Source organism: Acinetobacter sp. LipI_15, assembly GCF_058242865.1.
Genome location: NZ_JBZAYN010000001.1, coordinates 1697319 through 1721967, shown reverse-complemented (window position 1 = coordinate 1721967; position 24649 = coordinate 1697319). Strand labels below are relative to the sequence as shown.

Genomic DNA, 24649 nt, shown 5'->3' with positions numbered 1-24649 from the left:
GACCTATAAATTAATTTGAGTTTGACCAGTCATCGAGTTTTGTGCCTTTCAATGCGGCATCAATGTGCTGATTCATACGAGCTGCAGCAAATGCATCGCTATGTATTTTAAGCTGTTCTACAGCATGTTCAATAGCTTTGATATCTGTCGTTTCAAGTGCAGCATCTAAAACAGTGCGTGCAGCAGTGAGGGAATTGTATTGCTCTTGGTTGAGGAGTTGAGCATCCACTTTAAGTGCTTGATCAAGTGCTTCAAGTTCACGTTTTGCTTCCACTTTGGTTTCTTGAAGATGACGTAAGTTTTTATCTTCTTCAGCAAACTTATAACCATCAATCAGTAAGCGTTCAGTATCGGCATCAGATAAACCATAAGATGGTTTGATGTCAATTTGAGCATGCACACCAGAAGTGGTTTCTTTGGCTGACACCGTGAGTAAACCATCAGCATCGACCTGAAAAGTCACTTCAATACGCGCTTGACCCGCAGTCATCGGTGGAATACCACGAAGTACAAAACGACCTAGACTACGGCAATGTTCAACCAGATCACGTTCACCTTGTACAACATGAATCAACATCGCTGTTTGACCATCTTGATAGGTTGTGAATTCTTGGCGACGCGCCACTGGAATGGCTGTATTACGCGAAATAAGGCGCTCAACCAAACCGCCCATGGTTTCTAAACCTAAAGAAAGTGGTGTGACGTCTAAAAGCAGTGAACCATCTTTAGAGTTACCAATAAGTTGGTTCGCTGTAATCGACGCGCCAATGGCCACAACTTCATCAGGGTTAATAGTACAGAGCGGTTCTTGATTGAAGACATCTTGAACAGCTTTTTGTACAGCATACGAGCGGGTAGAACCACCGACCAATACCACATTTTGAATATCGCTGAGCTCAAGCTTGGCATCACGCATGACACGTTTACAAACGCTGATGGTTTTATCCAAAGCAACTTTGATGATGGATTCAAAAGTAGGGCGGTCTAAAGTCAATGATTGATCAAGAACTTTAAGCTCTACAGATTCAGCCTCGGTTAGAGCTTCTTTTGCTTTACGAGCAGAAACGATGAAATGGGCATATTCAGCATCATCTAAAGTTTCAATATTCAGTTGTTTTTTTGCCCATTTTACAATCAGACGGTCTAAGTCATCACCACCAAGCGCCGTGTGGCCACCCGTTGCTAGAACTTCAAAAACACCTTGAGAGAAACGTAAAATTGAAACGTCAAAAGTACCACCACCCAGATCGTAGATCACATAGTTTTGATCATGTGCAAGATTGGTGTCTTGGTCTAAGCCATAAGCCACTGCCGCAGCAGTCGGTTCATTTAAAAGACGGAGTACATTTAAGCCTGCAAGCTGTGCTGCATCACGCGTTGCTTGACGCTGTGCTTCATCAAAATAGGCAGGCACAGTAATGACAGCACCATTTACTGGATTGTTTAAGCTGCTTTCTGCACGGTCTTTAAGTTGTTTTAAAATTTCAGCAGAAATTTCAACTGGTGTTTTGCGACCTTGTGCAGTTTCAAAAGCAGGCATTTCATTCGCTTCACCGACTAAGTTGTACGGGTGTTGGAATTTAATATCTGCCTTAGAGCGACCCATAAAGCGTTTTACAGAAACGATGGTGTTTTTAGGATCAGTCGTTAAGAATGCCTTTGCGTCGTCACCATATTGCGTAGTGGATTCGCCATAGTGTGCAATAGAAGGGAGTAACACACGACCATGTTCATCGTTAAGCACTTTCGCTTTACCAGAAAGTACCGCGGCTACTAAAGAGTGTGTAGTCCCAAGATCGATACCAATTGCGATGCGGTGTTCATGCGGCGCACTTGATTGACCAGGTTCTGCAATTTGCAAGAGAGCCATGTGTGTTACATCCTTTGAACGTCAAATATAAAAAATAAATTAAAAATCATCGTCTAAATCAAAGCTATCGTCGTCTAAGAAGCGATCTTCAGCTTTATCGATGTCAGCCATTACTTTTTGGAAGAAGCGTAATTTACGTACGGTATCACGTGCTTCAGCCCAGTCTTCGTCGTCATAATCAATTTTAAATTCACGAACCAAACCGTCAATCCATTGCTGAACTTCAGTTTTAAGTGAAGTGAGGTCATCAGCAGAGCCTGCCTCATCTAACTGTTCACGAATTTCTAAGGCATCTTGTAGGAACTCAAAATCACTAATCGATTGATCAAGGTGATAATCTTGTTTTTTGAGACTTAAAAGATATGCAGCGCGGCTATCAACATTGGATAAAGCTTTAAATGCTTGATTAATCTCACTAGATTTTATCAGGGCTAGATCTTTGTCTTCGGCTTTATCTGGATGATATTGTTGCTGCAACTTTAAAAATTCAGCTTTTAAAACTGCTAAATCAATATCGAGTGCTACAGGTAAGTTAAACAACTCAAAATGATTCATGGGAGATGGTGTCCGCAATAGAGGTGCAAAAAGTGTTGCTTTAAATGCAATTAAAACAGTGAATTTTACACTGTTTTAATGCGAAAAGGAGCGTGGAAATGGCTTAAACCGTAAACGATTCGCCGCAGCCACATTCGCCTTTTTTATTTGGGTTATTAAATTCAAAACCTTCGTTTAAACCATTTTTCACATAGTCCATCTCCATACCTTCAAGATAAACTAAGCTTTTTGGATCAACGAATACTTTTACGCCAAACTGATCGAATACTTGGTCATGCGTGTCAATATCATCGACAAACTCAAGTACATAAGCTAAACCAGAACAGCCAGAAGTTTTCACGCCAACGCGAATGCCTTCACCCTTACCGCGATTCTTGATGTAATTGCTGATATGAGTTGCAGCATTTTCAGTTAAATGAATCATGAAAACTCCGTTAATCTTTTTTAAAACACGTAAACAATTAAGCTTTTACTTTCTTGCTACGGTAGTCTTCTACAGCAGCTTTGATTGCATCTTCAGCAAGTACAGAGCAGTGTACTTTTACTGGTGGAAGTGCAAGTTCAGTTGCAATATCAATGTTCTTAATTGCTTGAGCTTCATCAAGAGTTTTGCCTTTTAGCCACTCTGTTACTAATGAGCTAGATGCAATTGCTGAACCACAACCGTAAGTTTTGAAGCGAGCTTCTTCAATTACGCCGTTGTCATCAACTTGGATCTGTAGACGCATAACATCGCCACAAGCTGGTGCACCGACCATACCTGTACCAACGTTTTCTGCATTTTTGTCTAAAACACCAACATTACGAGGGTTTTCGTAATGATCAATTACTTTTTCGCTATAAGCCATGACGCTTCTCCAAACCTCGGGGTCAGCCTTAAGATTAATATGGGGGTGAAATTACGTTAATCAATGAGATAGCCTTAAAATAAAAGCTATCTCACCGGGATGAATTAGTGTTCAGCCCATTCTACAGAATTAAGGTCGATACCTTCTTTGTACATATCCCAAAGCGGTGAAAGATCACGTAGTTTTTCAACTGCTGCTTTGGTAATTTCAAGTACATGGTCAATATCGGCTTCAGTGGTGTATTTACCAAAGCTGAAACGAATCGAGCTATGAGCCAATTCATCTGAAAGACCCAATGCACGAAGTACATAGGATGGTTCTAAAGTTGCTGATGTACATGCAGAACCAGAAGATACTGCGCAATCTTTAAGTGCCATCATTAACGATTCACCTTCAACGAAGTTAAAGCTGACGTTTAGATAGTTTGCAACGTTGTATTCTGGGTGACCGTTCAGGAAGACTTGTTCAAGACCTTGCAAGCCATTCCAAAGTTTGTCACGAAGTACACGAATACGAGTTTGTTCGGCATGAAGGTTTTTACCTGCAAGTTCGAACGCTTCGCCCATACCCACGATTTGGTGAGTCGCTAGCGTACCTGAACGCATACCACGTTCATGACCGCCACCGTGCATTTGCGCTTTAATACGTACACGTGGTTGACGACGTACATAAAGAGCACCAATACCTTTAGGACCATAGATTTTGTGGCCAGAGAAGCTCATCAAATCAACTTTCATTGTTGAAAGATCAATTTCTACTTTACCTGCAGCTTGCGCAGCATCTACGTGGAAATAAGTTTTGTTTGCACGAGTCAATTCACCGATTGCAGCTACATCTGTAGTTGTACCGATTTCATTGTTCACCATCATCAAAGATACAAGAATCGTATCTGGACGAAGGACAGCCTGAACCATTTCAGGTGTAATTAAACCTGTTTTTGCTTCTGGCTCAAGATAAGTAATTTCGAAGCCTTCTTCTTCAAGCTCGCGGCAAGTATCAAGAATTGCTTTATGTTCAATTTTACTTGTAATAATGTGCTTGCCTTTAGATGCATAGAACTGAGCAATACCTTTAAGCGCAAGGTTGTCAGATTCAGTTGCACCAGAAGTCCAAACGATTTCGCGTGGATCAGCTTTTACTAGATTAGCAACTTGTTCACGTGCATATTCTACTTTTTCTTCTGCCTGCCAGCCGTAAGCATGAGAACGAGAAGCTGCATTACCAAAAGTACCGTCAAACGTTAGACATTCCATCATACGTTCTGCGACTTGAGGGTCTACAGGTGTAGTTGCTGCATAGTCAAGATAAATAGGACGCTTCATGTCAAATACCTGTAACCGATAAAAGGGCTGAATCAAAGTTTGCTGAATTTTGACGAATAGATACGGTTTGAACGTTATCGCGTGCTACAAGGTCAGCAAGGGTGATTTTTGCAAGATAATCGGCAATGTGGTGGGAGAGTTCCTGCCATAAATCGTGAGTCAAGCACATTGCACCATTTTGGCAGTTGCCTTTGTGGTCACAACGGGTTGCATCAACTGTTTCATTTACAGCTTCAATAATTTCCAAAACAGTGATGTCTTCAGCACTACGAGCTAGGTGATAACCACCGTTTGCTCCACGGATGCTGGAAACTAAGCCGTGACGCTTTAATTTTGCAAATAACTGCTCAAGATAGGCCACTGAAATGGTTTGACGAGCTGCAATTTCTGCAAGAGTGATCGTTTGTTCAGTTGGCTGCAAAGCTAGATCAAGTAGAGCAGTCACTGCGTAGCGACCGCGAGTTGTTAAGCGCATGATTCGATACACATGTTAAGTCTAGATGTGCAGATTTTATGAATCCTGACTAAAATAGTCAAGTTTTTTTGAGATTGTTTATTTGTTTTATTTTGTCTGAAAAATTATGTATTTATTTGAACCACACATTATACACTAATAACGTTATTAAAAGAACAGATATTAGACTAAAAGCGATATTAATCCGCTTTTGACGGCGTTCGATACGCTTAATACGGTTTTTGTATTGTTTAACTTCAACTTGCAGTGTGTTGATTTTAGAGCGTTGCTGTTCAATTTTTTCTAAAAGTGGGGCAATACGTTTTTTAGACGCAACGATATCGTTTTCTTCGACAGGTTCAGACAGCCAATGTTTCCAGTCAGATAAAATTTTGGGCACACTAAATAATGAAACCAGATCACGAAATTCATCTTTTAGAACCACATCACCATCGATACGCATGGTTTTGATGCTTTTACGATTACCAAATACAAAAATTTTTACCAAATCTATTAGTGTCGTGCGGACATCAAGGTCGATGGCTTTATCTGGAGATTTCGTGTCGAACAGAATACCGTGCTCAGTAAACTGAACATAAAAATCAAAATAAGGGATGTAGCTATTTATTTTCAGTGCGACTTTTTGATCAACAAATTTTTTAGCTTGTAATGCTACAACACGGTCATGTTTTAAAATGAAAGTAAAAATCGTTTCTAAAACAATCAGGGTCATAGTAAGCAACAAATGTGGTTGAGCTTGTGTTTGTTGCGTATCACTCATAAAAAAAATGTCCTTGTTAAAATCTGAAAGCACTGGAAACTGAGCGTCCTGCTCTAGAGGAACTTAGAATATACCAAAAAGTTGGTAATTCACCAGCTTTGTAGAACAGTTTAATCAATCTATCAAGTCATATGTTTGCTATTATTTTGTTAAAATGAAGAATCACATGTTGCTGTGCACATAAAATAATCAGGAGAAGTGCGGATTATGGAAAATACAGAAAGCATAATTGATGATGCACAAGAAAAAGCAGAAAAGCCGGCTAAAACTCGCGTACGTAGTCATTCTGATCACCGCTCTAAAATGGATTTTCGCAAATATACCAAACAGATTTGGTTGGCTGGATTAGGTGCTTTTTCACGTGCAGAAGGCGAAGGAAATAAGCTTTTTGACTCTTTAGTCAAAGTTGGAGAGGAGCTTGAGTCCAAAACGATTGATATTGCAGATCAAACTGTAGAAAAGGTTTCAGAAAAAGCCAAAGAATCTGTAACTGATACGAAAGATAAAGTAGAAAAAATTTTAGATAATAGTGTTAATCATTCTTTAAACCGTTTAGGATTGGTGACTGTAAAGGATTTACAGCACTTAGAAAGGCTTATACTTCAATTACATACTAAAGTTGACCAATTGGCCGAAGAAAATGCCCAACTGAGGGCCGAAATACTAAAAAAACACTAACTTTTTTACTATTATCGAATTTTCAAGGTTTTTTTCGTCAAAAAATTCTATAAAAAGAGGTTGATGAGTATTGCGTTTAACCCTAAAGCATTGCTATAAAGGCGTTATGGCGTTTTATACAAATTCTTGAACCTTAAATAAACGATATTAAGAGGACGTAATTTTCATGAATAAATCAGAATTAATTGATGCAATTGCCGAAAATGGGGGATTATCTAAGGCCGATGCCGGTAAAGCTTTAGATGCTACAATTGCTGCAGTTACCAATGCATTGAAAGCTGGTGATACAGTTACTTTAGTTGGTTTTGGTACTTTCAGCGTTAAAGAACGCGCTGCACGTACTGGTCGTAACCCACAAACTGGTGCGACTTTAGAAATCAAAGCAAGCAAAGTTCCTAGCTTCAAAGCTGGTAAAGGCTTGAAAGATTCTGTAGCTTAATCTTATTAAGCACATGAGACGCGCCATTATTTGGCGCGTTTTTTATTGGTAAATGTGATTAATTGATATATCGCATTCATTCATCTCGGGTTTTCGGTTAAAATTCACCGCAAATAAAATATTGGAATACTTATGGAATCGTTTCGTAAAGTCATTAAGGGTTGGCTGGGCAAGGTCTTGCTCGTTTTGTTTTTGACCCCTTTAGCACTTGTAGGTATTGAAGGATATTTTAGTGGTGGATCTAAAGATGCAGCAAAGACTGTAAACGGTACTGAAATTTCTCAAAAAGAACTCGAAGCACTGACGAACTCATTAAAAGAACAATATCTAGCATATGCTCAGGGTGATGAAACATTATTGAATCAAAATTTCATTAGCAATAAAGCGATGGATACTTTGGTTTCACGCCAATTGTTATTGCAACAAGCTGATAAATTAGGCATTAGCTTGAGTGATGCACAAATTGTGCAAATGATTCATCAGCAGCCAAGCTTCCAAGTCAATGGTCAATTTTCTGATGAAGCGTTTGGGAGATACCTCGAATCGATTGGTATGACGAACCGCACATTCATTGATAATTTACGTAAAGACCATGCTTTAAAAATGTTGTCTACAACATTTATGGAATATGCATTGGTGAGTAAGCTTGATATCTTGCAAATTGCGAACTTACAAACGGAACAACGTAGTATTCAGTTGGCGAGCATTAATCTTGAAAATTACAAGAAAAATGTAAAAGTATCTGATGCTGAAATTGCCGCTTATTATGAGCAGCATAAAAACAAATTTAAACAAGCAACCAGTGTTGATGCTGATTTTGTCGTATTAACACCTGCCAATATTACTGCACCTGTAGAAGCTGCAACTGATGCTGAATTGAAAGAAGCGTATAACAGCTTTGTTGAGAATGCACAGAAGTCAGTTAAACCACTCGTTAAGCACATCATGATCACTGCGGACAATCGTTCAGATGCCGAAGCTAAAAAACTGGCTGAAAGTGTTCAAGCTAAAATTAAAGCGGGTTTAAGCTTTGACCAAGCTGCAGCGCAATTCTCTGAAGATCCTGAATCTAAAGCAAAAGGTGGTGAACTGGTTGCTTATGAAAAAGGTGTATTTGGTGATGCATTTGATGCAGCAGTTGAAGGTGCTCAAGCTGGTCAAGTGACTGCTCCAGTAAAAACAGACAGTGGTTATCACTTGATCGAAAAAGTGGCGCCAGCTGTAAAAGTGGCTTCATTTGAACAAGAAAAAGTACGTCTGCAAGCAGAAGTCGCTGCTTCGAAAAAAGCCAATGTTTTTTCTGACACTGTAAACAGCCTCAATGATATGGTGGTGAGTAGTGATGCCCTCGATGTCGTGGGTCAAGAAGTGAAAGGCGTAAAAGTACAATCATTGAATGGCTTAACATTAGCATCGCAACATCCAGTTTTAAGTGATGCAAACGTCAAAGTTAAATTGTTTAACGATGATGTTAAAAATGGTGAACGTAATGTTTCATCGAGCATTCAGTTGAAAAACGGTGATGTAGTTTGGGTGAAAGTGCGTAACTATCACGCTGCAGGTGTTCAAACTTTAGCTGAGGCGAAAGCGCATGTGAAAACTCAGCTGATTGAAAAGAAAGCGTCTGATGCTGCAAAAGCCCAAATTCAAGCGACATTAAAAGAGTTTGCTGCAAAACCTGCTGCTTCAGTCGCGAAAGGCAATTTAAACTTTGAAAATGCGGGTACCTTCACTCGTGCGGATGGCTTGTTGAAACGCGAAATTCAACGTGCTGCATTTAGTGTAAAAGCACCGAAAGCAGGTCATTGGTCTGTTACTACGACTAATCTACCAAATGAATTGGTTGTGGTTGCTGTGACTGCAGTGAACAAACAATCCGATGCGGCATTAACGGGTGAGCAGTTAGATGAGTTAAAAAAACTTTATCAACAGCTTCGTGGTCAACAAGAATTTGATGACTACACACGTTATCTAAAAGATCATGCCAAAATTAAATAATTTAGGCAGCTTTAAAAAAAAACCAGCTTTTGAGCTGGTTTTTTTATGTTTAAGTTTAATGCATCACACTTTAAGAAAAACTTTTAAAAACAAAGATTAAATATAATTGACTATTTGAATAATTCTCTTAAATTGAGTTTGGGAAGGCAGTTTCCTAAAAAATATAATGATGTGATTTGAGGGTGTTATGCAAAAGATGAATCATTTAAACGGTATTTTAAAAAATATTTTGGGGCAAGTTGAAATAAAGCAGTTGCTGATTCAGGGGAAATCACAGCATCAGCATATTCCCTCAACACCAGAAGTGACAGGACTAAATGACCTTTTAACTGGCACGGCAGAGCCAAAAACATGGGTGATCATTTCGGTCGGTGAAACTGTTACACGTGTCAAAGTGGATAAACAAGGACATTGGCAGATTGAAAATCCACTTAAAGAGGGCGGAGTTGCTACAATTTATGCAGTAAATCATCATGGCTTACACTCAGAGGCAATAATGATTGCTCCAATTGCAGAGCCAATTGTACTGCCGAAGATGCCAGAAATTCTGGAAAAAGGTGAATATTTGGTTGGTAAAGCTGATGCAGGAAATACGGTGGTTGTGACCTATGGTGAGCAAGAGTTTATAACAGTTGCTGATGAAAATGGCGATTGGTCGATGCTCAATCCTTTAACGACCACAGGTGCAATAAGTGTTGTGGCAATTGATCAGGACGGTAATCGTTCTGAGGCGTTGCATACAGCGCAAATCATTTTACCGCAAGCTGTTACGATTTTAGAGTCTGGCGCGGTGATATCGGGTACTGCCGCACCAAATACAACTGTTGTGATTGAGTCGGATCAAGCTGTGTATCGTATTCAGGTCGATGAAAATGGCGCTTGGTCAATAGAAAACCCAGTGGCAAATGGTGGCACGTTGATGATTGTTGTGGAAGATCAATTTGGTCAGCAATCTCCTGCGATTGGCTTGGCATTTCCATTTATTCAGACCCCGCCTGAAAATCCAAGCTATGTACTACCAGCACCAGAAGTGACGCTAAATAGTGAAAAACTCGAAGGCAATGCATTTCAACAGGCTAAAATCATTGTGACAGCCAATGGTCAAGATTACGTGACCTATGCCAATGAAAGTGGTTTCTGGTCGATGGATAACCCGATTCAAAATGGCGGCTTTGCAACAATCGTAGCTGAAGATAGCCGAGGTGTTCAATCGCCTGAAATCTCAATAGCTAAACTGATACTTGCACAACCTGAATCATCTGCTGAGCTTACAGAGATTTTATTGGTCAGTGATGAACTGAGTGATGAACAAAGTGAAAACCAAATTGATAGTCCAAATGAGCCTATTCAGGCTGTGATCAATCTAGATACGCTTTTACAGGATGCGAATGAAGTCCCAATTGTATTGCATACCGATGAACAGGATTTGATCGCATTGAGCAGAGACGTTTCAAATCTGCCCTCTATGCTGCCTGCGTTTGAATATTCAAGCTTACTCATTGAAGCTCCACTGACACCGTCTGATTGGCTTGCTTAGAAATATGAACCAGCTTTCGAGCTGGTTTTTTTGGCTTAAATTGACAGATATAATTTTTATTTAAAAGATTTAGCAAATGAAATATCGACTCTAGCATCGTAGATTGGTGTTCTCAAAAATAATATGAAGAAAAAATAACTCATCACAACAAAGGATTAAGCGGATGATATCTCTGTATATGCCTCAATGTAAACGTTTAAAGAACCCGTTATTGCTATGGATAGATCATTATTTTAAGCACATGATATTGATGCTATTAACCATTTGTGTTGCGAGTAGTATTCAAGCTGCAGAACTGAACTTTCAAAAAGTTCTAGAGCAGGAAAGAGCTTGGGCGGGCTTGACTAGTAAAAAAGTCAAAAATAATGAAATCGAGTGGACATATAGTGAAGGAGGAGATCCACGAAAACCGACGCTGTTATTGCTACATGGTTTGTCAGGCACGCGTGATAATTGGAACCGCGTTGCCCGTTATTTAACGCCCAATTATCATGTCATTATTCCAGATCTGCCAGCACATGGAGAAACTATTGTCACAGATAAATTTGATCTATCAATTCCAAATTTAACTGAAAAATTACGACGATTTATTGATGCTGCAAAGTTAGATCCAAATTTACATATCGCAGGGCATTCGATGGGTGGTGCAATTGCCATGCTCTATAGCGCTCAGTATCCCTTAGAAGTGAAATCTTTATTGTTGGTGGATTCGGCTGGTGTCTTTAAGTCGAGCAATACAGTATATCTAAAAGATACGGCAAAGCTTGCAGAGCTAGTGGTCAGAAAAACCGGTGATTTTGATCGCGTGATGAAGATCGTGATGCAATCTCCGCCTTTTATTCCACAAGAATTAAAAATTGGGCAAGAAAAGTTGATGATCGTTCAATCTAAACAAACCAATAAAATGGTGGAGCAACTGCAAAAAATGGCCACCTTGTATACGCCAGAGTCCTTTGCTTTGGCTGGACGAGGCATTGATGCACCTGTGTTTATTATCTGGGGGAAGCAAGATCAGATTATCAATGTTGAAGTGGCAGAAGAACTGAGACGCTTATTTAAAAAAGCTGAAAAGCCACTGATTTTAGACCATGTTGGTCATATGCCTATCTTAGAAGCGGAGCAGTTAATAGCGCTGCCATATTTAAAGTTTCTTTCAACTGTTCAATGAATAAAATCGGTAAAGTGTGTGAAAAAAAGCGAGAAATATCTCGCTTTTTTAAACTTAATTAGACACGTTAAGTCGATTTAAGTACGTACTTTAATTTCATAGCCCGTGTATTTACGAATATTGATCACACCGGTATCCAAAATCAGATACTGACCTTTAATCCCTTGTAATTTTCCTCGAATAATTGGTGTTTTGTCCAAATTATGCGATTTGATTTTTTCAGGATATTCATCTACCGGGTAGATAAATTGGCGTGGCAACTCATCTTCTAACAGTTCAACAGTTTCATTAAACTCTAAATTTTGGCTAAATTCTTCACGAATGGTCTGAATTTTTGGTGCAAATTCTTCCACCAATTGGTCGCGAATTTCGATCAGGTTGATGGGTTCTGCTTCACCTTTGAGTAATTTACGCCAATCAGTTTTATCGGCCACTTGCGTTCCAAACATGACTTCAAGCTGACCAGATAGACGACGTGAACCAACTTTCATAATAGGCAAAGCTTGCGTCGCACCTTGGTCCAGCCAACGTGTAGGCATTTGACCAAGTCGAGTAATCCCCACTTTTAAGGCACTCGAATTGGCTAAATAGACAATATGCGGTTGAAAGCAAACTTTATGGGCAAAATCATCTTCACGGCAAGTCCCGAGATGATAATGACAGGTTTCAGGCTTCATAATGCACATATCACAAGAAGCCTTAGTTTTCATGCATTTGAAGCAATGACCTTGTGAATACGATTTAGGTGTTTTTGCGCCGCAAGAAATGCAGTAGATATTTCCCGTGGCTTCGATTTCTATTTCTTGGCCAAGGCTAAATGGTAGATCAACTTCTGAGCGATCTAGAATAAATTTATACTCAACATTTGCCTTGTGTGTATGTTGATCAGTTACACTAAGGTCTTTAAGACCTGCATGCATTTTATGGCAAATGCCTTGTAGTTCCATACGAATACTCACTTCATTATTAAGGATGCGGTCAATGGCTGAACAAAATGTCATCACTTCTATGCTAGACGATTTGTCAAAAGAGCAGCCCATTTTAACCGCAATCTGTATTGGTCAGGATCTTGAGCAATACAATCAATTTCATCCAATTCAATGGCAACATTTTAACGTAACTGAGTTTTTAAATCTGCCTTTTACCCAGCGTTTTGACCTTGGATTTGTGATTCTTGATACTGAAACCATGTTGAGTTTGGATCAGCAGCAGAAAACGCAGATGTTGGTAAAATTGCGTGACCTATTTGCCAAACGCATCGTGGTGGTGAGTAAGTTACACGATGAACAATTATTACGTGCTTTAGGCTTTACTCAGCTCATTGATAAAACCACGCATGAAAGTGATTTTGCTTTATGGCAGTTTAATATTTTGACTTATAAACATATTCCAGATTGGTTTAACTCTAAATTTTGGGCAAATCCTGAAAACTGGGATAAATTCCGTTGGTAACAAATACTTAGCCTGCGAGAAATTGCAAAAATTAACAAACATTTATGACAAATCTGTGTTTTCCCACGTATGCTGTAATGAATTTATCTAGGTTTCACTGGGAAAAATAAAATGACAAATTTAAATAATATTGTTGAGATTTTAGCAAAGCAGGCCCTCGGTGGTGCAAACAATCAAAATCAACAAGGTAGTCTGGGTGGTATTTTAGGTTCGGTGCTGGGTCAATTGGGCGCAAATGTAGGCACTCAAAATACCCAAACTAATGCTCAAAACCAAGCAGGTGGTTTAGGTGGAATTTTAGGCTCTGTGTTGGGCCAACTGGGTGGTGCAGCGCAGCCGCAGCAACGTAGTAGCGGTGGTAATGCATCAACCATTTTAGTAGCAGTGTTACCTCTGGTGCTGGCTTGGATTCAAAAACAAGGTGGCCTACAAGGTGCTTTGGATAAATTACGTGGACAGGGCTTGAGCAGTCAGGTTGATGATTGGGTATCTACAGGCCCTGGCGATAATGCCGCTGTGAATAATCAACAAGTACAAAATTTATTTGATGATGCCGAAGTGGAGCAAGTTGCACAAGAAACTCAAACTCAGAAACAAGATGTGTACAGTGCAATTTCAACAGTATTGCCGCAAATTATTGACTCATTGACGCCACAAGCTGGACAAACCAATCAGCAAGAAGCGAATGCTGATATTCAACAAGTGATGAATTTGGTTTCAGGTTTTCTTAAGCGTTAATCACAATATCGTTTGATGGTATTTGATTGAATACAAGCCAATGAACACTGGCTTTTTTATGATTTGAAAAATGATAACAATGTGTCACTAAGATTGTCACTAGGATGGATTAAATAAACGGTTCGACACACTGATTTTTTTGCCAATATAGTGTGATTTTTTTTGACGAATCAAAATGATTTTCGACTGAAACTCTAACTCACCAAACTCTGGTTCAACTTGCACATAATGTAGTTGACCAAACTCATCACGCACACGAGCTTGAGCGGAAAAGCCGGGACGGGCACTACCACTCGAAATTGTTGCAAGGCGGCCAAGCAAGTTAACCGTTTGCTTTTTATATTTGGGCGGAACGACTTGATCCAAACAATGAATCATAAATACCGTAAAGAATATGGCAATAATCAACGCAGGTAGAATGAGATAATAAGCAGGAACGAATTGACCGTCTTTGGCATGGATACAGAACTGAAGTACATAGCCTGCAAAGCTAAAATTCATCAGTAAGAAGAACAAAATCAGAGTTTTGGAAAATTTGACATTTAATAATGCCAATTCTTGTATGCGCTGTGGGGCAATTCTTTTCAAAACTTGGCTAGGACTAATATTGATGTAATAGCCAATGGTTTCAACCATGCCCAATAACAGTACGGTCAATAAACTTAAATGAAAGGGAATTAAGTTATAGTCTGTTAAAAATGCGGACATGGTTGTATTCCAGTGTTTATTCTTCTGTGAGGTAGATTCCACCATCAGAATGCACGTTAATGTTCACTTTTTCAAGGGCTTGACCCTGGCATGGACCAGAAATACATTCCCCAGATTCGACCATAAACAGGGCGCCATGTGTTGAGCACTCAATAAATTCTTGGTCACGATCTAGAAACTGATTTTCTAGAAACTCAAGTTCTACGTGCAAGTGTGGGCAGTTATTTTGATAAGCGTAAAACATGCCATCACGTTGGGTGATAAAAATCGTTTCACCTTCAGGCGTTTCGAATGATCGTGCTTCACGTTCTGGCACATCATCCGTCATGCAAATTTTAAACATTAAGCACATTCCTTTTGAAATGATTGTAAAAGCTGAGCATAGTCTTCAACTGCTAGGCGTGGACCAAACTGAGCCACAACTTCACTTGAAATCAAGATGGCAAGTTCAGCAGCCGTTTGATAGTCATGACCTGCATTCAGTGCATATAGGAAAGCACCAGCAAATGCATCACCTGCACCATTGGTATCTACTGCGGTAACTTTACGACCTGGCACGGTAAATGTTGCTGCTTCATTATGGATTAAGGCGCCTTTGGCACTTAATGTAATGACAATGTGTTTGCTTAGTGATTGCAATTTAGCAAGTGCAGCATCTAAATGATCTGTTTCGGTGTACATCAGTGCTTCTTGTTCGTTACAGAACAATAAGTCTACGCCATCATCGAGTAACTCATCTAGACCTTGACGTGCATATTGCACCATTGCTGGATCAGATAAGGTCAAAGCAATTTGTACACCATTGGCTTTGGCGATTTGACGTGCTTGTTTTACCGCTAGGCGTGCGCTGTCTGATGTAGAAAGATAACCTTCGATATATAACCATTTCGCAGTATTTAAGTTGCCAAAATCAATTTGGCTATCAGTCAATTCCGCAGTAATACCGAGGTAAGTATGCATCGTACGTTCAGAATCAGGGCTGACTAATACCATACATGTGCCGGTTACACCTTCACTGATTGATTGAGTTGCAGTTTGGATACCTGCGTCGTTTAAACCATTTAGGTAAATTTGACCTAAGTCATCATTGCCGACACGACAACCATAAAATGCAGTTCCGCCTAAAGCACTAAAAGCAACCGTTGTATTTGCTGCAGAACCACCAGAAGCTTGACCTTTATATTCTTGAGTCGCTTTTAGATTGTTATAAAGGGCTGCTTGAGTATCACCATCAGTCAGTTGCATCGTACCTTTTTGCAGATTGTGTTGAATTAGGAATTCGTCAGAGACTTTAAATTCTTGGTCAATAAGTGCATTACCAATTGCAAAAAGGTCAACAGTTGCCATGTTGTATGTTCACATCAAAAAAATGAAAGTGCTAAGTTTACACGAATGCTCAGGATTGCTGTAGTTTGTTGAAGAAAATTCAATTAAAGGACAAGTGTGTATAAAAATCGGGCAAATCCATTATATTTTTACATTTTTTTTGAATTAGTTGCCGTTTTAATCAGCTTTGCTATTGTGCAAATCGAAAAATTTTACTTTTATAGAGCTATAGGGTGTTCAGACTGAATCAAGATGATTTGGTCATCATAAATAGATAACAGATTAAAAGTGTGAATATATGGAAATTACGATTCGTCCAGCAGAGCAACTTCCTGCTCAAATCGAAAATATTGCTGCTTTGGCGCAGCATGAAGGCTATACATTTATACACCGTTTAATTGAAGAATATCAAAGTGGTAAAAATCGTTTTGACCAAACGGGTGAGCAATTATTGCTTGCTTATGATGGCGATAAATTAATTGCTTGTGGCGGTTTAAATCAGCAATGGGGTGATACTGGTGTAGAAGAACGGATTGGACGAGTTCGCCGTTTCTATGTGCATCCGCAGTACCGTCAGCATGGCGTGGGTAAGCAGCTATTGGTGGAATTGGAAAAGGGTGCGAAAAAACACTTTTCTGCACTATGCTTAAATACTGAGCTTAAAAATGCTGCAAAATTCTATCAAAAACAGAATTATGTCTATGTCGAAAGTCATCCAAATTATAATTATTTTAAATATTTAGTTTAGTTGTAAATCCACAAATAGACAGTAAATACTATAAATCAAGCATCCGATATCGGGTGCTTTTTTCTTGTGATAATTCTAAAAAAGAGCGCCTTATTTTAAGCAAATTTTTAAGCAAAAATTCATTTTAGTTATCGAAGATATAAGCATCAAAATAACTGCATAGAGTGATGCATATGCAAGTGTCTGAGCTACAAGACTACGTTAAAAAAGTCCCTGAGATTACCGCACTGTTTTGGTTGACCAAAATTTTTGCAACCACCTTTGGTGAAACCAGTGGTGATGCATTGTCCATGTCCTTAAATTTGGGCTATCTACTCAGTACCTTTATTTTCGCAGGCATATTTATCAGTTTGCTGTATTTTCAAATAAAGTCCAAAGCCTATAAACCTTATTTATATTGGGCCACGATTATTGCCAGTACAACGGTAGGTACGACTTTAGCGGATTTTGTAGATCGTTCTTTAGGGATTGGCTACTTGGGTGGTAGTTTGCTGTTACTGAGTTTGGTGCTCATATCGCTTTTTAGTTGGTATCGAGTCGAAGGATCGATCAATCCAAGTGTAGTGAATTTGCCGCGAACACAGATCTTTTATTGGTTGACGATTACATTTTCTCAAACATTAGGTACGGCTTTGGGGGACTGGACTTCCGATAGTGCAGGATTAGGCTATAGCGGTGGCATTTGGCTATTTGGTGGTTTAATTCTATTGATGGCGTTGTTGTGCTTTTTTAGTCGGGTCTCAAAGACGTTTTTATTTTGGGCCACTTTTGTTTTGACACGTCCATTGGGCGCAGTTGTCGGCGATTTTCTAGATAAGCCAATCAGTTCAGGTGGATTGGATCTAAGTCGCTTTATGGCTTCTTTTGTACTGTTGTTGGCGATTGTGATTTGTGTCTATTGGTCAACACGAAATGATAGGCAATCCATAAAATCTGTCTAAATGTTTTAGTGCGAAAACAAGTGATTTTTAAAATTAAAGTTCAAGTTGATTAAAACAGTTGGAAATGTTGTTTCGGTGAATCTAGTTGTGATTTTTTAAGGTATACTTTGCCTAATTTAAATGAATAGATTAGGAGCACACATGACTGTAGATGTCACTGAAACCATTTCTCAAACTGTACATCCCGCGTTTCAGTTGATTCGTCAACATCATGTTGAAGCTTTAGACATTTTAGTGTCTGAATATAAACACAAAGTGACTGGCGCAGTGCATTATCACTTAGCCACAAACCATGACGAAAACGTATTTTTAGTTGCCTTCCGTACGCAGCCGATGGATTCAAAAGGTGAGGCGCATATTCTTGAGCATACGGCACTGTGTGGCTCAGAAAAGTTTCCTGTACGTGACCCATTCTTTTTAATGATTCGTCGTTCACTCAATACGTTTATGAATGCGTTTACCGCAGCGGATTGGACGGCTTATCCATTTGCAACGCAAAACAAAAAAGACTTCCAAAACTTGTTAGAAGTTTATATGGATGCTGCTTTTGCTGCGAATTTGAACCCCCTTGATTTTGCGCAAGAAGGGATTCGTATTGAGCTAGAAAATGGCGAAGCGGTATATAAAGGCGTGGTATTTAATGAAATGAAAGGTGCAATGAGTTCACCTTCAGATCAGTTGTATCACCAACTTGCACATCATTTATTCCCAGAAACGACATATCATTACAACTCAGGCGGTGATCCGAAAGACATTCCTGACTTAAGCTATGAAGAGCTAGTGAGTTTCTACAAATCACATTATCACCCAAGTAATGCCGTGTTCATGACCTTTGGTAATGAGCCTGCATATAATTTACAAGAACAGTTTGAAACGCTTGCTTTGTCAAAATTTGAAAAAGGTCAAACGCTATATTCAAAACCTGAGCGCCGCTTAACTGCGCCTGTAACTGTAACTGAAACGTATGCAGTTGATGCTGAAGACCTCAAAGACAAAACATATCATGTGCTTTCTTGGTTATTGCCTGAAGCAAGTAATATTAAATTACGTTTAGGTATGCGTTTGGTTGAAGGTGTATTGCTTGAAGATTCTGCTTCGCCATTACGTCATTACTTAGAAACCTGTGGTTATGCACAGTCGACTGGTCCATTCATGGGCGTAGATGACTCAAACTATGAAATGACGTTCTACTGTGCAATTCAAGGTTCAAACCCTGAGCATGCAGAACAATTTAAAAATGGCGTGTTTAAAGTATTAGAAGACGTTGCGGCTAAGCCTGTTGACCCGGCTTTAGTTGAGGCGATTTTGCATCAGATTGAATTGCATCAGCGTGAAATCAATGGTGATGGTACACCATATGGCCTAAGCTTAATTCTGAATGGTTTAAGCAGTGCGATTCACCATTCAGACCCTGTAGATGTCTGGGATGTGGATACGGCCATTGAACAAGTGAAGGAAGAGTTGAAAGACCCAATGTGGTTATCTAACTTAATCAAAACCTACTTGCTTGATAATCAACATCGTGTGCAATTAACTTTGGTTCCAGATGCTGAAAAAAATGCGTTGGAAGCGGCAGCAGAAAAAGCACGTTTAAAAGAAATTGATGCGAACTTAACTGAAGCGCAAAAAGCAGAGATTATTGCGCAGACTGAAGCACTGAACATTCGTCAAGATACCCCAGATGATTTGAACCTATTGCCTAAAGTAGGTTTAGAAGACGTTCCTGCACAATTACAGATTGTACAAGGTCAATTACGCGAAATTATCAGTAATGGCTTGGATACGCCGTTAAATCTTTACCACGCAGGCACCAATGGTCTTTACTACCAACAAGTTTTGATTCAGATTCCTGATGAGGTGGTGCAATCGCCGTATTTCAACCTCTTGTCGATTTTGATGGGTGAAGTTGGTGCAGGTGAATACGATTACTTAGAGCTACAACAGTTGCAAACAGCTGTGAGTGGCGGTTTAGGTATGGGGGCATCGCTGCGTTCAAAAGTGGATGATAAAGGTCAAATTAGTGCTTGGCTAACGTTGACCACTAAATCATTGGTGAATAATCTTGAAGCCATTCGCTTATTGAAATTGGCTTTTGAACAGCTACGTTTTGATGAAAAAAATCGTATCGTAGAGTTATTACAACAACGTAAAGCACGTTGGCAGTCACGTGTATCTGGTTCTGGTCATAGTTACGCAATGCAAATTGCAGGTCGTCAACATAGTGCATTGGCGCTACGTGATTATCATAATACAGGCCTAGGCGCGCTGAACTGGCTGTCAGAACTTGTCAGCAAAATTGAGCAAGACGACACGGCTTATAATGCCTTGATTGATGAGCTTAAGTTAATTCACAACCGTTTGCTTAAAGCACCAAAACAATTCTTGGTGGTGTGTGAGGAGCATCATTCAGACCGATTGGTTGAAGAAGTTCAAACCATTTGGGATAAAGTGGCGATTGATGATAACCCACATGCTTTAACTCAAGTGAATTTTGCAGATAGCAACAATGACGAAGCTTGGCTCATTCAAGCCAATGTTCAGTTCTGCGCTTCAGCATATCCTGCGGTGGAAGTGTCACATCCAGATGCAGCACCTTTAATGATTTTGGCGGCTTATCTACGTAATGGCTTCTTGCATAGCGCGATTCGTGAAAAAGGTGGTGCTTATGGTGGCGGAGCAAGCTATGACGGCAATGCATGTTCATTCCGTTTCTATAGCTACCGTGACCCACGTTTAGCTGAAACGTTTAAAGATTTTGACGCAAGTGTGCAGTGGCTACTGAATGCTGAACAACAACCTCATCAGCTAGAAGAAGCGATTTTGGGTCTAATTGCCAGCATGGATAAACCGGGGTCACCAGCGGGTGAAGCCATTACAGCTTGTTATGCTTTATTGCATAAACGCACGCCAGCTTTCCGTCAAATGTTACGTGAACGTCTGTTGAATGTGACTTTGGGAGATCTAAAACGTGTTGCTGTGGCGTATTTGGTTGAACAACAACCGATAAAAGCTGTGGTTGCACCGGTGGCTAAGCGAGATGCTTTGGTTGAGCTTGGTTTCGAAATAAAACAAGTGAATTAAAACAAAAAAGGGGTTTTTATGGCGTTCAAATCTCTTGAGCGTACGACATTGCAACTGAGCCTCATTGCGCTCAGTTCAATGTATGTCAGTACTGTAAATGCACAAAATGCGGATGTGGCTGCTAAGCCTGCAACCGCAGAAGCATGTGTGGCACTTGAGTCAAATGCAGAGCGATTATCGTGTTATGACGCTTTGTTTAAAGTGCAACCTGCTGAAAAAGAAATGTTGGTCTCTGAGCGTCAAGCCGCACAAGAAATTAAGCCTGAACCGACAGAGAAACTAACTTTCAAAGAAAAAGTCAGTCATGCGTTTACGGACCGTTTATTTGCTGTAGAAGCACCGAACCTCAATCCAAATCTTTCACTATTGGATAGTCGTTGGGAGCTTTCTCCAGAAAGTAAATTGGGGACGTGGAATATTCGTGGCTATCAACCTGTGTATTTAATGCCGGGATATTGGACTTCGGATAAAAATGAACGTCCATCAAGCCCGAATGAAAACAACACGGTACAAGCCGATCAGGAACAAAACCTGAAATCGATGGAAGCCAAATTCCAATTGTCATTAAAAACCAAAGCTGTTGAAAACTTATTTGGTGATAATGGTGATATCTGGTTGGGCTATACCCAGTCTTCTCGTTGGCAAGTCTACAATGAAGACGAATCACGACCATTCCGTGAAACCAACTATGAGCCTGAAGCCAGTCTGGTTTTTCGTACCAACTATGAACTCTTGGGTTTGAACTGGCGTATGCTGGGCTTAACTTTTAACCATCAGTCTAATGGGCGTTCTGATCCTTTATCGCGGAGTTGGAATCGTATCATGTTAAATCTTGGATTTGAACGTGACAATTTTGCACTGATGTTACGTCCTTGGTATCGTTTCGAAGAAGATACCAAAGATGATAACAACCCTGACATTACCGATTATGTGGGACGTGGGGATTTAACAGCGTTTTATCGTCATAAAGATCATGACTTTAGTTTGATGTTACGTCATTCATTGAAAGGTGGTGATGATTCACATGGTGCGGTGCAGTTCGATTGGACTTTCCCAATCAATGGTAAATTACGCGGCACAGTTCAATTGTTTGATGGCTATGGTGAAAGCCTGATTGACTATAACCATCGGGCAACCTATGTCGGTGTCGGTGTGTCATTAATGAATTGGTTCTAAAGATTCGAATTTAAAAAAACCACGCTAAGGCGTGGTTTTTTTATAACTGTGAGACAATGTACAAATCAACCAATCTGAATCTCAGAAGGTGGGTGTTTTAACCGACTCTTCTTCGGTGTGGCAATCAGATAGGCCAGTGTTAAGGGGCCAAGTCGACCTGCGAACATTAATAACATCAGGGCAACTAAACTAGCAGGTTGTAAGTCGCTGGTGATGCCACGAGATAGACCAACGGTGCAAGCAGCGGATACCGCTTCGAACAACAAATCTAAAAAGCGTTTATCAGGTTCGAGAAGCAATAGACTGAAAAAGCCAATGAAAATCAACGTTACTGTAATGAAAATTACCGCTAATGCTTTAAAGGTGGTTTTTTCTGAAACAGAGTGGTTAAACACACGCAGTTCATCTTCACGTCTTAAAAAACTGACCACACTGAGTACAACAATAATAAACGTCCCGACTTTGATGCCACCAGCTGTACTGAGAGAACCACCTCCAATAAACATCAGTAACATCGTGACGAGTGATGATGCATCGCTCATGCTTTCCATAGGTAAGCTGTTAAAACCCGAAGAGCGCGGAACCGTTGCATGGAACCACGCGTTGAGGGCTTGGTCACCAAGTGACATCGTAGCTAAGGTAGCAGCATTATTGGCTTCTAATAACCAAATGGTGATGAAGGCAAAGACATTTAAACCCGCAATAGTCGATAAAATCAGCTTGCTATTGGTACTGAGTTTTTTCCAACTTTTATTGCGCTTAATGTCCATCAGTACCAAAAAGCCGATACCCCCAATAATGTAAAGCATACTGATGGTAAACGTAATGAAATAACGGTCAGCGAAGCTCATTAAACTATTGGGAAATAATGAAAATCCACCATTATTAAATGCTGAAACACTATAAAAGGCAGCATAAAACAGGGCCTGGTTAAAATTGTATTCTTGCATCCAAGCGATGGTCAAAATAACCGTTCCCACCATTTCGAAAAATAGCGAATAAAGCAGTACGCCTTTGATGGTCATGGTCACTTTGGCAAGACTGGTTTGTCCAATGGTTTCTTGAGCCATAATCTGTTGTTTTAGCCCAATTTTAGGGGACAAACTCATAGCGGCCAATATCGCAAAGGTCATAAAACCGAGACCACCGCATTGTAGTAAACCCATAATCACGACTTTACCAAACACCGTATAGGCTTCGCCGACATTTACAACTGAAAGTCCTGTAATGGTTACGGCAGAGGTCGCTGTAAAGAGGGCATTGATCCAACTTAAATCGCCATGATGTGAATATGGGAGCTTTAACAGCAAGGTGCCAATGATAATTAGCCCAAGAAAACCCAATGCCAAAATACTGGGTGGGCTAAGATTAATGGTATTACGCTGTTTATTGTGCAGTTTCATGTTTTTCTACTGTCATCTTGCGCGATTGTGTGCAAATAGACACGACGCTGATTACAAAGTTGCTTTAAAGTGTTTAGCCAGTCGACGTAAATGTTCGAGTAAACCTTCAACCACTAAAATATCGCCTGTTTGTAAAATCAGGTTCGGATCTAAACTATATTGAAGCTGGGTGCCACGTTTATGCAAAATCGCCTTCACTTCAGGGACATGACCCATTATTTGATTTAGACGCGTGCCTTGTTGTGATTCTTTAATTTCAACTTTCACCAAATAATGATCATCTTCGAGCACCATGTAGCGACTCACCATCGGATAACTCAGTGACTGGGCAACACGGACGCCCATATCTTCTTCAGGATGGATGATTTTGCTGATGCCTAAATGGGTTAAAATCATGTGATGCGCTTTGGACTTGGCTTTGGCCCAAATTTTGTTGATCCCCATGTTTTTAAGATGGAGCACACATAAGATGCTGGCTTCAATATCTTCACCAATTGCGACTACGACTGCTTCACAATTTTGAATATTGAGTTCTTGTAAAACGTGTTCATCTGTTGCATCAGCAATCACTGCATGGGTTAGTTGGTCCGAAATACTTTCAACAAACTTTTTGTTGCTATCGATTCCAATGACATCGTGTTTTAAACCCATGAGTTCAGTGGCTACAGTTGCGCCAAAACTTCCTAAGCCAATCACAGCGAATTGTGCCATGCCGTATTCCTAAATTATTCTAAAGTTATTGAATATGTTGATGTTAGCTTGTTCAGCCTAGAGCGGCTATGAAAATTTACATAATCCATCTAAACCGAAAAGTTTTAATTTTTAATTTCTTCAGCGTTTTGATAGGCATAAAGTTCAGCAATATTGGGACAATTATCCATAACTTGTTGGTATTTAAAAATTTCATAGCCTAGTTTATTTTTTAGAATATATTGAAATTGATGTTGATCTTCTTTAATGACATTTAGAGTGGCTTTACGAACGAGCTCGGAATTGTTCTTTAAACGGTTTAAGCCATCGCATGAAAATTCACGGATAATGGCTTGAACAGATTCGGGAGCGGTTTGATCACTTAGCTCATCAAAGCGAATATATACAATGTAATTTGGATATTGATTCAACATTTCAGCCTGCGCGGTATAGCCGTAAATATTTTCTAGATTTTGCGTACGTGACTGATTTGGAATTTGTTTCATACTTTGACGAATCTTATCTTCCTCTTGCTTAAGTTGATAAGCCGGATATGCATAAAAATATCCACCTAAACCCACAATGACGATCATAAATAAGGCATAAAAATTCAATTTTAAATATCCATTTTGTTTTATTTTCAATGGATTATAGGGTATGGTTAAATTAACAACAATGACAGCGTTGATGAATTAATTTGATGAATTTATTTATTTTGATTCAGGAAATAGTTGAT

At 39.7% G+C, this 24649-nt stretch carries 25 protein-coding genes; 11 read left to right on the top strand and 14 right to left on the bottom strand.

Going from position 1 to position 24649, the window contains the following annotated elements; genetic code table 11:
- Window positions 1-10: 10 nt before the first annotated feature.
- The 7 genes from hscA to AC4CU0_RS08240 all read right to left on the bottom strand — a co-directional run bounded on the left by hscA (window position 11) and on the right by AC4CU0_RS08240 (window position 5830).
- Complete coding sequence (gene hscA / locus AC4CU0_RS08270) at window positions 11-1870, bottom strand: Fe-S protein assembly chaperone HscA (RefSeq protein ID WP_490742907.1); 1860 nt, start codon at window positions 1868-1870, stop codon at window positions 11-13.
- A gap of 39 nt (window positions 1871-1909) precedes the next feature.
- On the bottom strand, window positions 1910-2425 hold the full coding sequence (hscB, locus tag AC4CU0_RS08265; protein WP_180034816.1) for a Fe-S protein assembly co-chaperone HscB: 516 nt from the start codon (window positions 2423-2425) through the stop codon (window positions 1910-1912).
- 103 nt (window positions 2426-2528) lie between these two features.
- Entirely contained in the window at window positions 2529-2849 is a 321-nt protein-coding gene (iscA, locus tag AC4CU0_RS08260) for an iron-sulfur cluster assembly protein IscA (RefSeq protein ID WP_078188668.1), read from the bottom strand.
- Window positions 2850-2886: 37 nt separating this feature from the next.
- Window positions 2887-3273 carry a Fe-S cluster assembly scaffold IscU gene (gene iscU, locus AC4CU0_RS08255; protein ID WP_078188667.1) on the bottom strand — a complete coding sequence of 129 codons (387 nt, stop codon included), beginning with the start codon at window positions 3271-3273 and terminating at the stop codon, window positions 2887-2889.
- A gap of 104 nt (window positions 3274-3377) precedes the next feature.
- Window positions 3378-4595 carry an IscS subfamily cysteine desulfurase gene (locus AC4CU0_RS08250; protein ID WP_180183467.1) on the bottom strand — a complete coding sequence of 406 codons (1218 nt, stop codon included), beginning with the start codon at window positions 4593-4595 and terminating at the stop codon, window positions 3378-3380.
- A 1-nt stretch (window position 4596) separates the two neighbouring features.
- The gene (locus tag AC4CU0_RS08245) at window positions 4597-5070 is read right to left on the bottom strand and encodes an Rrf2 family transcriptional regulator (RefSeq protein WP_078188665.1); all 474 of its coding nucleotides are present in this window, start codon (window positions 5068-5070) and stop codon (window positions 4597-4599) included.
- A 112-nt stretch (window positions 5071-5182) separates the two neighbouring features.
- Complete coding sequence (locus tag AC4CU0_RS08240; protein ID WP_180004651.1) at window positions 5183-5830, bottom strand: hypothetical protein; 648 nt, start codon at window positions 5828-5830, stop codon at window positions 5183-5185.
- 207 nt (window positions 5831-6037) lie between these two features.
- On the opposite strand from AC4CU0_RS08240, the gene AC4CU0_RS08235 reads away from it, so the two are divergent.
- From AC4CU0_RS08235 to AC4CU0_RS08215, 5 genes are all read left to right on the top strand, one after another.
- The gene (locus tag AC4CU0_RS08235; protein ID WP_490742906.1) at window positions 6038-6508 is read left to right on the top strand and encodes a phasin family protein; all 471 of its coding nucleotides are present in this window, start codon (window positions 6038-6040) and stop codon (window positions 6506-6508) included.
- A gap of 166 nt (window positions 6509-6674) precedes the next feature.
- Complete coding sequence (locus AC4CU0_RS08230) at window positions 6675-6947, top strand: HU family DNA-binding protein (RefSeq protein ID WP_078188662.1); 273 nt, start codon at window positions 6675-6677, stop codon at window positions 6945-6947.
- Window positions 6948-7079: 132 nt separating this feature from the next.
- Complete coding sequence (locus AC4CU0_RS08225; protein ID WP_490742905.1) at window positions 7080-8945, top strand: SurA N-terminal domain-containing protein; 1866 nt, start codon at window positions 7080-7082, stop codon at window positions 8943-8945.
- Window positions 8946-9132: 187 nt separating this feature from the next.
- Window positions 9133-10482, top strand: a complete 1350-nt coding sequence (locus AC4CU0_RS08220) for an Ig-like domain-containing protein (protein ID WP_490742904.1) — start codon at window positions 9133-9135, stop codon at window positions 10480-10482.
- Window positions 10483-10723: 241 nt separating this feature from the next.
- Window positions 10724-11650, top strand: coding sequence for an alpha/beta fold hydrolase (locus AC4CU0_RS08215; RefSeq protein ID WP_490743484.1), 927 nt, complete (start codon window positions 10724-10726; stop codon window positions 11648-11650).
- A gap of 77 nt (window positions 11651-11727) precedes the next feature.
- Here the strand turns inward: AC4CU0_RS08215 and AC4CU0_RS08210 are convergent, their stop codons facing one another.
- Window positions 11728-12597, bottom strand: coding sequence for a DUF2797 domain-containing protein (locus tag AC4CU0_RS08210; RefSeq protein ID WP_180183473.1), 870 nt, complete (start codon window positions 12595-12597; stop codon window positions 11728-11730).
- A gap of 34 nt (window positions 12598-12631) precedes the next feature.
- Here AC4CU0_RS08210 and AC4CU0_RS08205 point away from each other — a divergent pair, with 34 nt between their 5' ends.
- Together AC4CU0_RS08205 and AC4CU0_RS08200 are read left to right on the top strand one after the other, a co-directional pair.
- A complete protein-coding gene (locus tag AC4CU0_RS08205) occupies window positions 12632-13102 on the top strand; it encodes a DUF6231 family protein (RefSeq protein WP_180114243.1) in 471 nt (156 codons plus the stop codon).
- A gap of 111 nt (window positions 13103-13213) precedes the next feature.
- Complete coding sequence (locus AC4CU0_RS08200; protein WP_490742903.1) at window positions 13214-13840, top strand: YidB family protein; 627 nt, start codon at window positions 13214-13216, stop codon at window positions 13838-13840.
- 99 nt (window positions 13841-13939) lie between these two features.
- Here the strand turns inward: AC4CU0_RS08200 and AC4CU0_RS08195 are convergent, their stop codons facing one another.
- Genes AC4CU0_RS08195 through AC4CU0_RS08185 form a run of 3 tightly spaced genes read right to left on the bottom strand, consistent with a single transcriptional unit; the run spans window position 13940 to window position 15895 of the window.
- Window positions 13940-14548 (bottom strand): OB-fold-containig protein, encoded by a 609-nt coding sequence (locus AC4CU0_RS08195; protein WP_180183465.1) that lies wholly within the window; start codon window positions 14546-14548, stop codon window positions 13940-13942.
- A 16-nt stretch (window positions 14549-14564) separates the two neighbouring features.
- Window positions 14565-14891: a Rieske (2Fe-2S) protein gene (locus tag AC4CU0_RS08190; RefSeq protein WP_078188656.1), complete on the bottom strand. Its 327-nt coding sequence runs from the start codon at window positions 14889-14891 to the stop codon at window positions 14565-14567.
- Entirely contained in the window at window positions 14891-15895 is a 1005-nt protein-coding gene (locus AC4CU0_RS08185) for an adenosine kinase (RefSeq protein ID WP_180173186.1), read from the bottom strand. The genes AC4CU0_RS08190 and AC4CU0_RS08185 overlap by 1 nt, the downstream gene beginning before the upstream one ends.
- A 277-nt stretch (window positions 15896-16172) precedes the next feature.
- On the opposite strand from AC4CU0_RS08185, the gene AC4CU0_RS08180 reads away from it, so the two are divergent.
- From AC4CU0_RS08180 to AC4CU0_RS08165, 4 genes are all read left to right on the top strand, one after another.
- The gene (locus tag AC4CU0_RS08180) at window positions 16173-16622 is read left to right on the top strand and encodes a GNAT family N-acetyltransferase (protein WP_078188654.1); all 450 of its coding nucleotides are present in this window, start codon (window positions 16173-16175) and stop codon (window positions 16620-16622) included.
- Window positions 16623-16795: 173 nt separating this feature from the next.
- A complete protein-coding gene (locus AC4CU0_RS08175) occupies window positions 16796-17563 on the top strand; it encodes a COG4705 family protein (RefSeq protein WP_490743483.1) in 768 nt (255 codons plus the stop codon).
- A 141-nt stretch (window positions 17564-17704) separates the two neighbouring features.
- The gene (locus tag AC4CU0_RS08170; protein WP_490747073.1) at window positions 17705-20644 is read left to right on the top strand and encodes an insulinase family protein; all 2940 of its coding nucleotides are present in this window, start codon (window positions 17705-17707) and stop codon (window positions 20642-20644) included.
- Window positions 20645-20662: 18 nt separating this feature from the next.
- Window positions 20663-21820, top strand: a complete 1158-nt coding sequence (locus AC4CU0_RS08165) for a phospholipase A (protein WP_490747072.1) — start codon at window positions 20663-20665, stop codon at window positions 21818-21820.
- Between the two features lie 65 nt (window positions 21821-21885).
- Here AC4CU0_RS08165 and AC4CU0_RS08160 read toward each other — a convergent pair whose 3' ends face one another.
- The 3 genes from AC4CU0_RS08160 to AC4CU0_RS08150 form a co-directional block, all read right to left on the bottom strand.
- Window positions 21886-23223 (bottom strand): TrkH family potassium uptake protein, encoded by a 1338-nt coding sequence (locus AC4CU0_RS08160; protein ID WP_168378596.1) that lies wholly within the window; start codon window positions 23221-23223, stop codon window positions 21886-21888.
- A gap of 51 nt (window positions 23224-23274) precedes the next feature.
- Entirely contained in the window at window positions 23275-23934 is a 660-nt protein-coding gene (locus AC4CU0_RS08155) for a potassium channel family protein (protein ID WP_180065508.1), read from the bottom strand.
- A 104-nt stretch (window positions 23935-24038) separates the two neighbouring features.
- A complete protein-coding gene (locus AC4CU0_RS08150) occupies window positions 24039-24527 on the bottom strand; it encodes a hypothetical protein (RefSeq protein WP_180114236.1) in 489 nt (162 codons plus the stop codon).
- Window positions 24528-24649 lie beyond the last annotated feature (122 nt).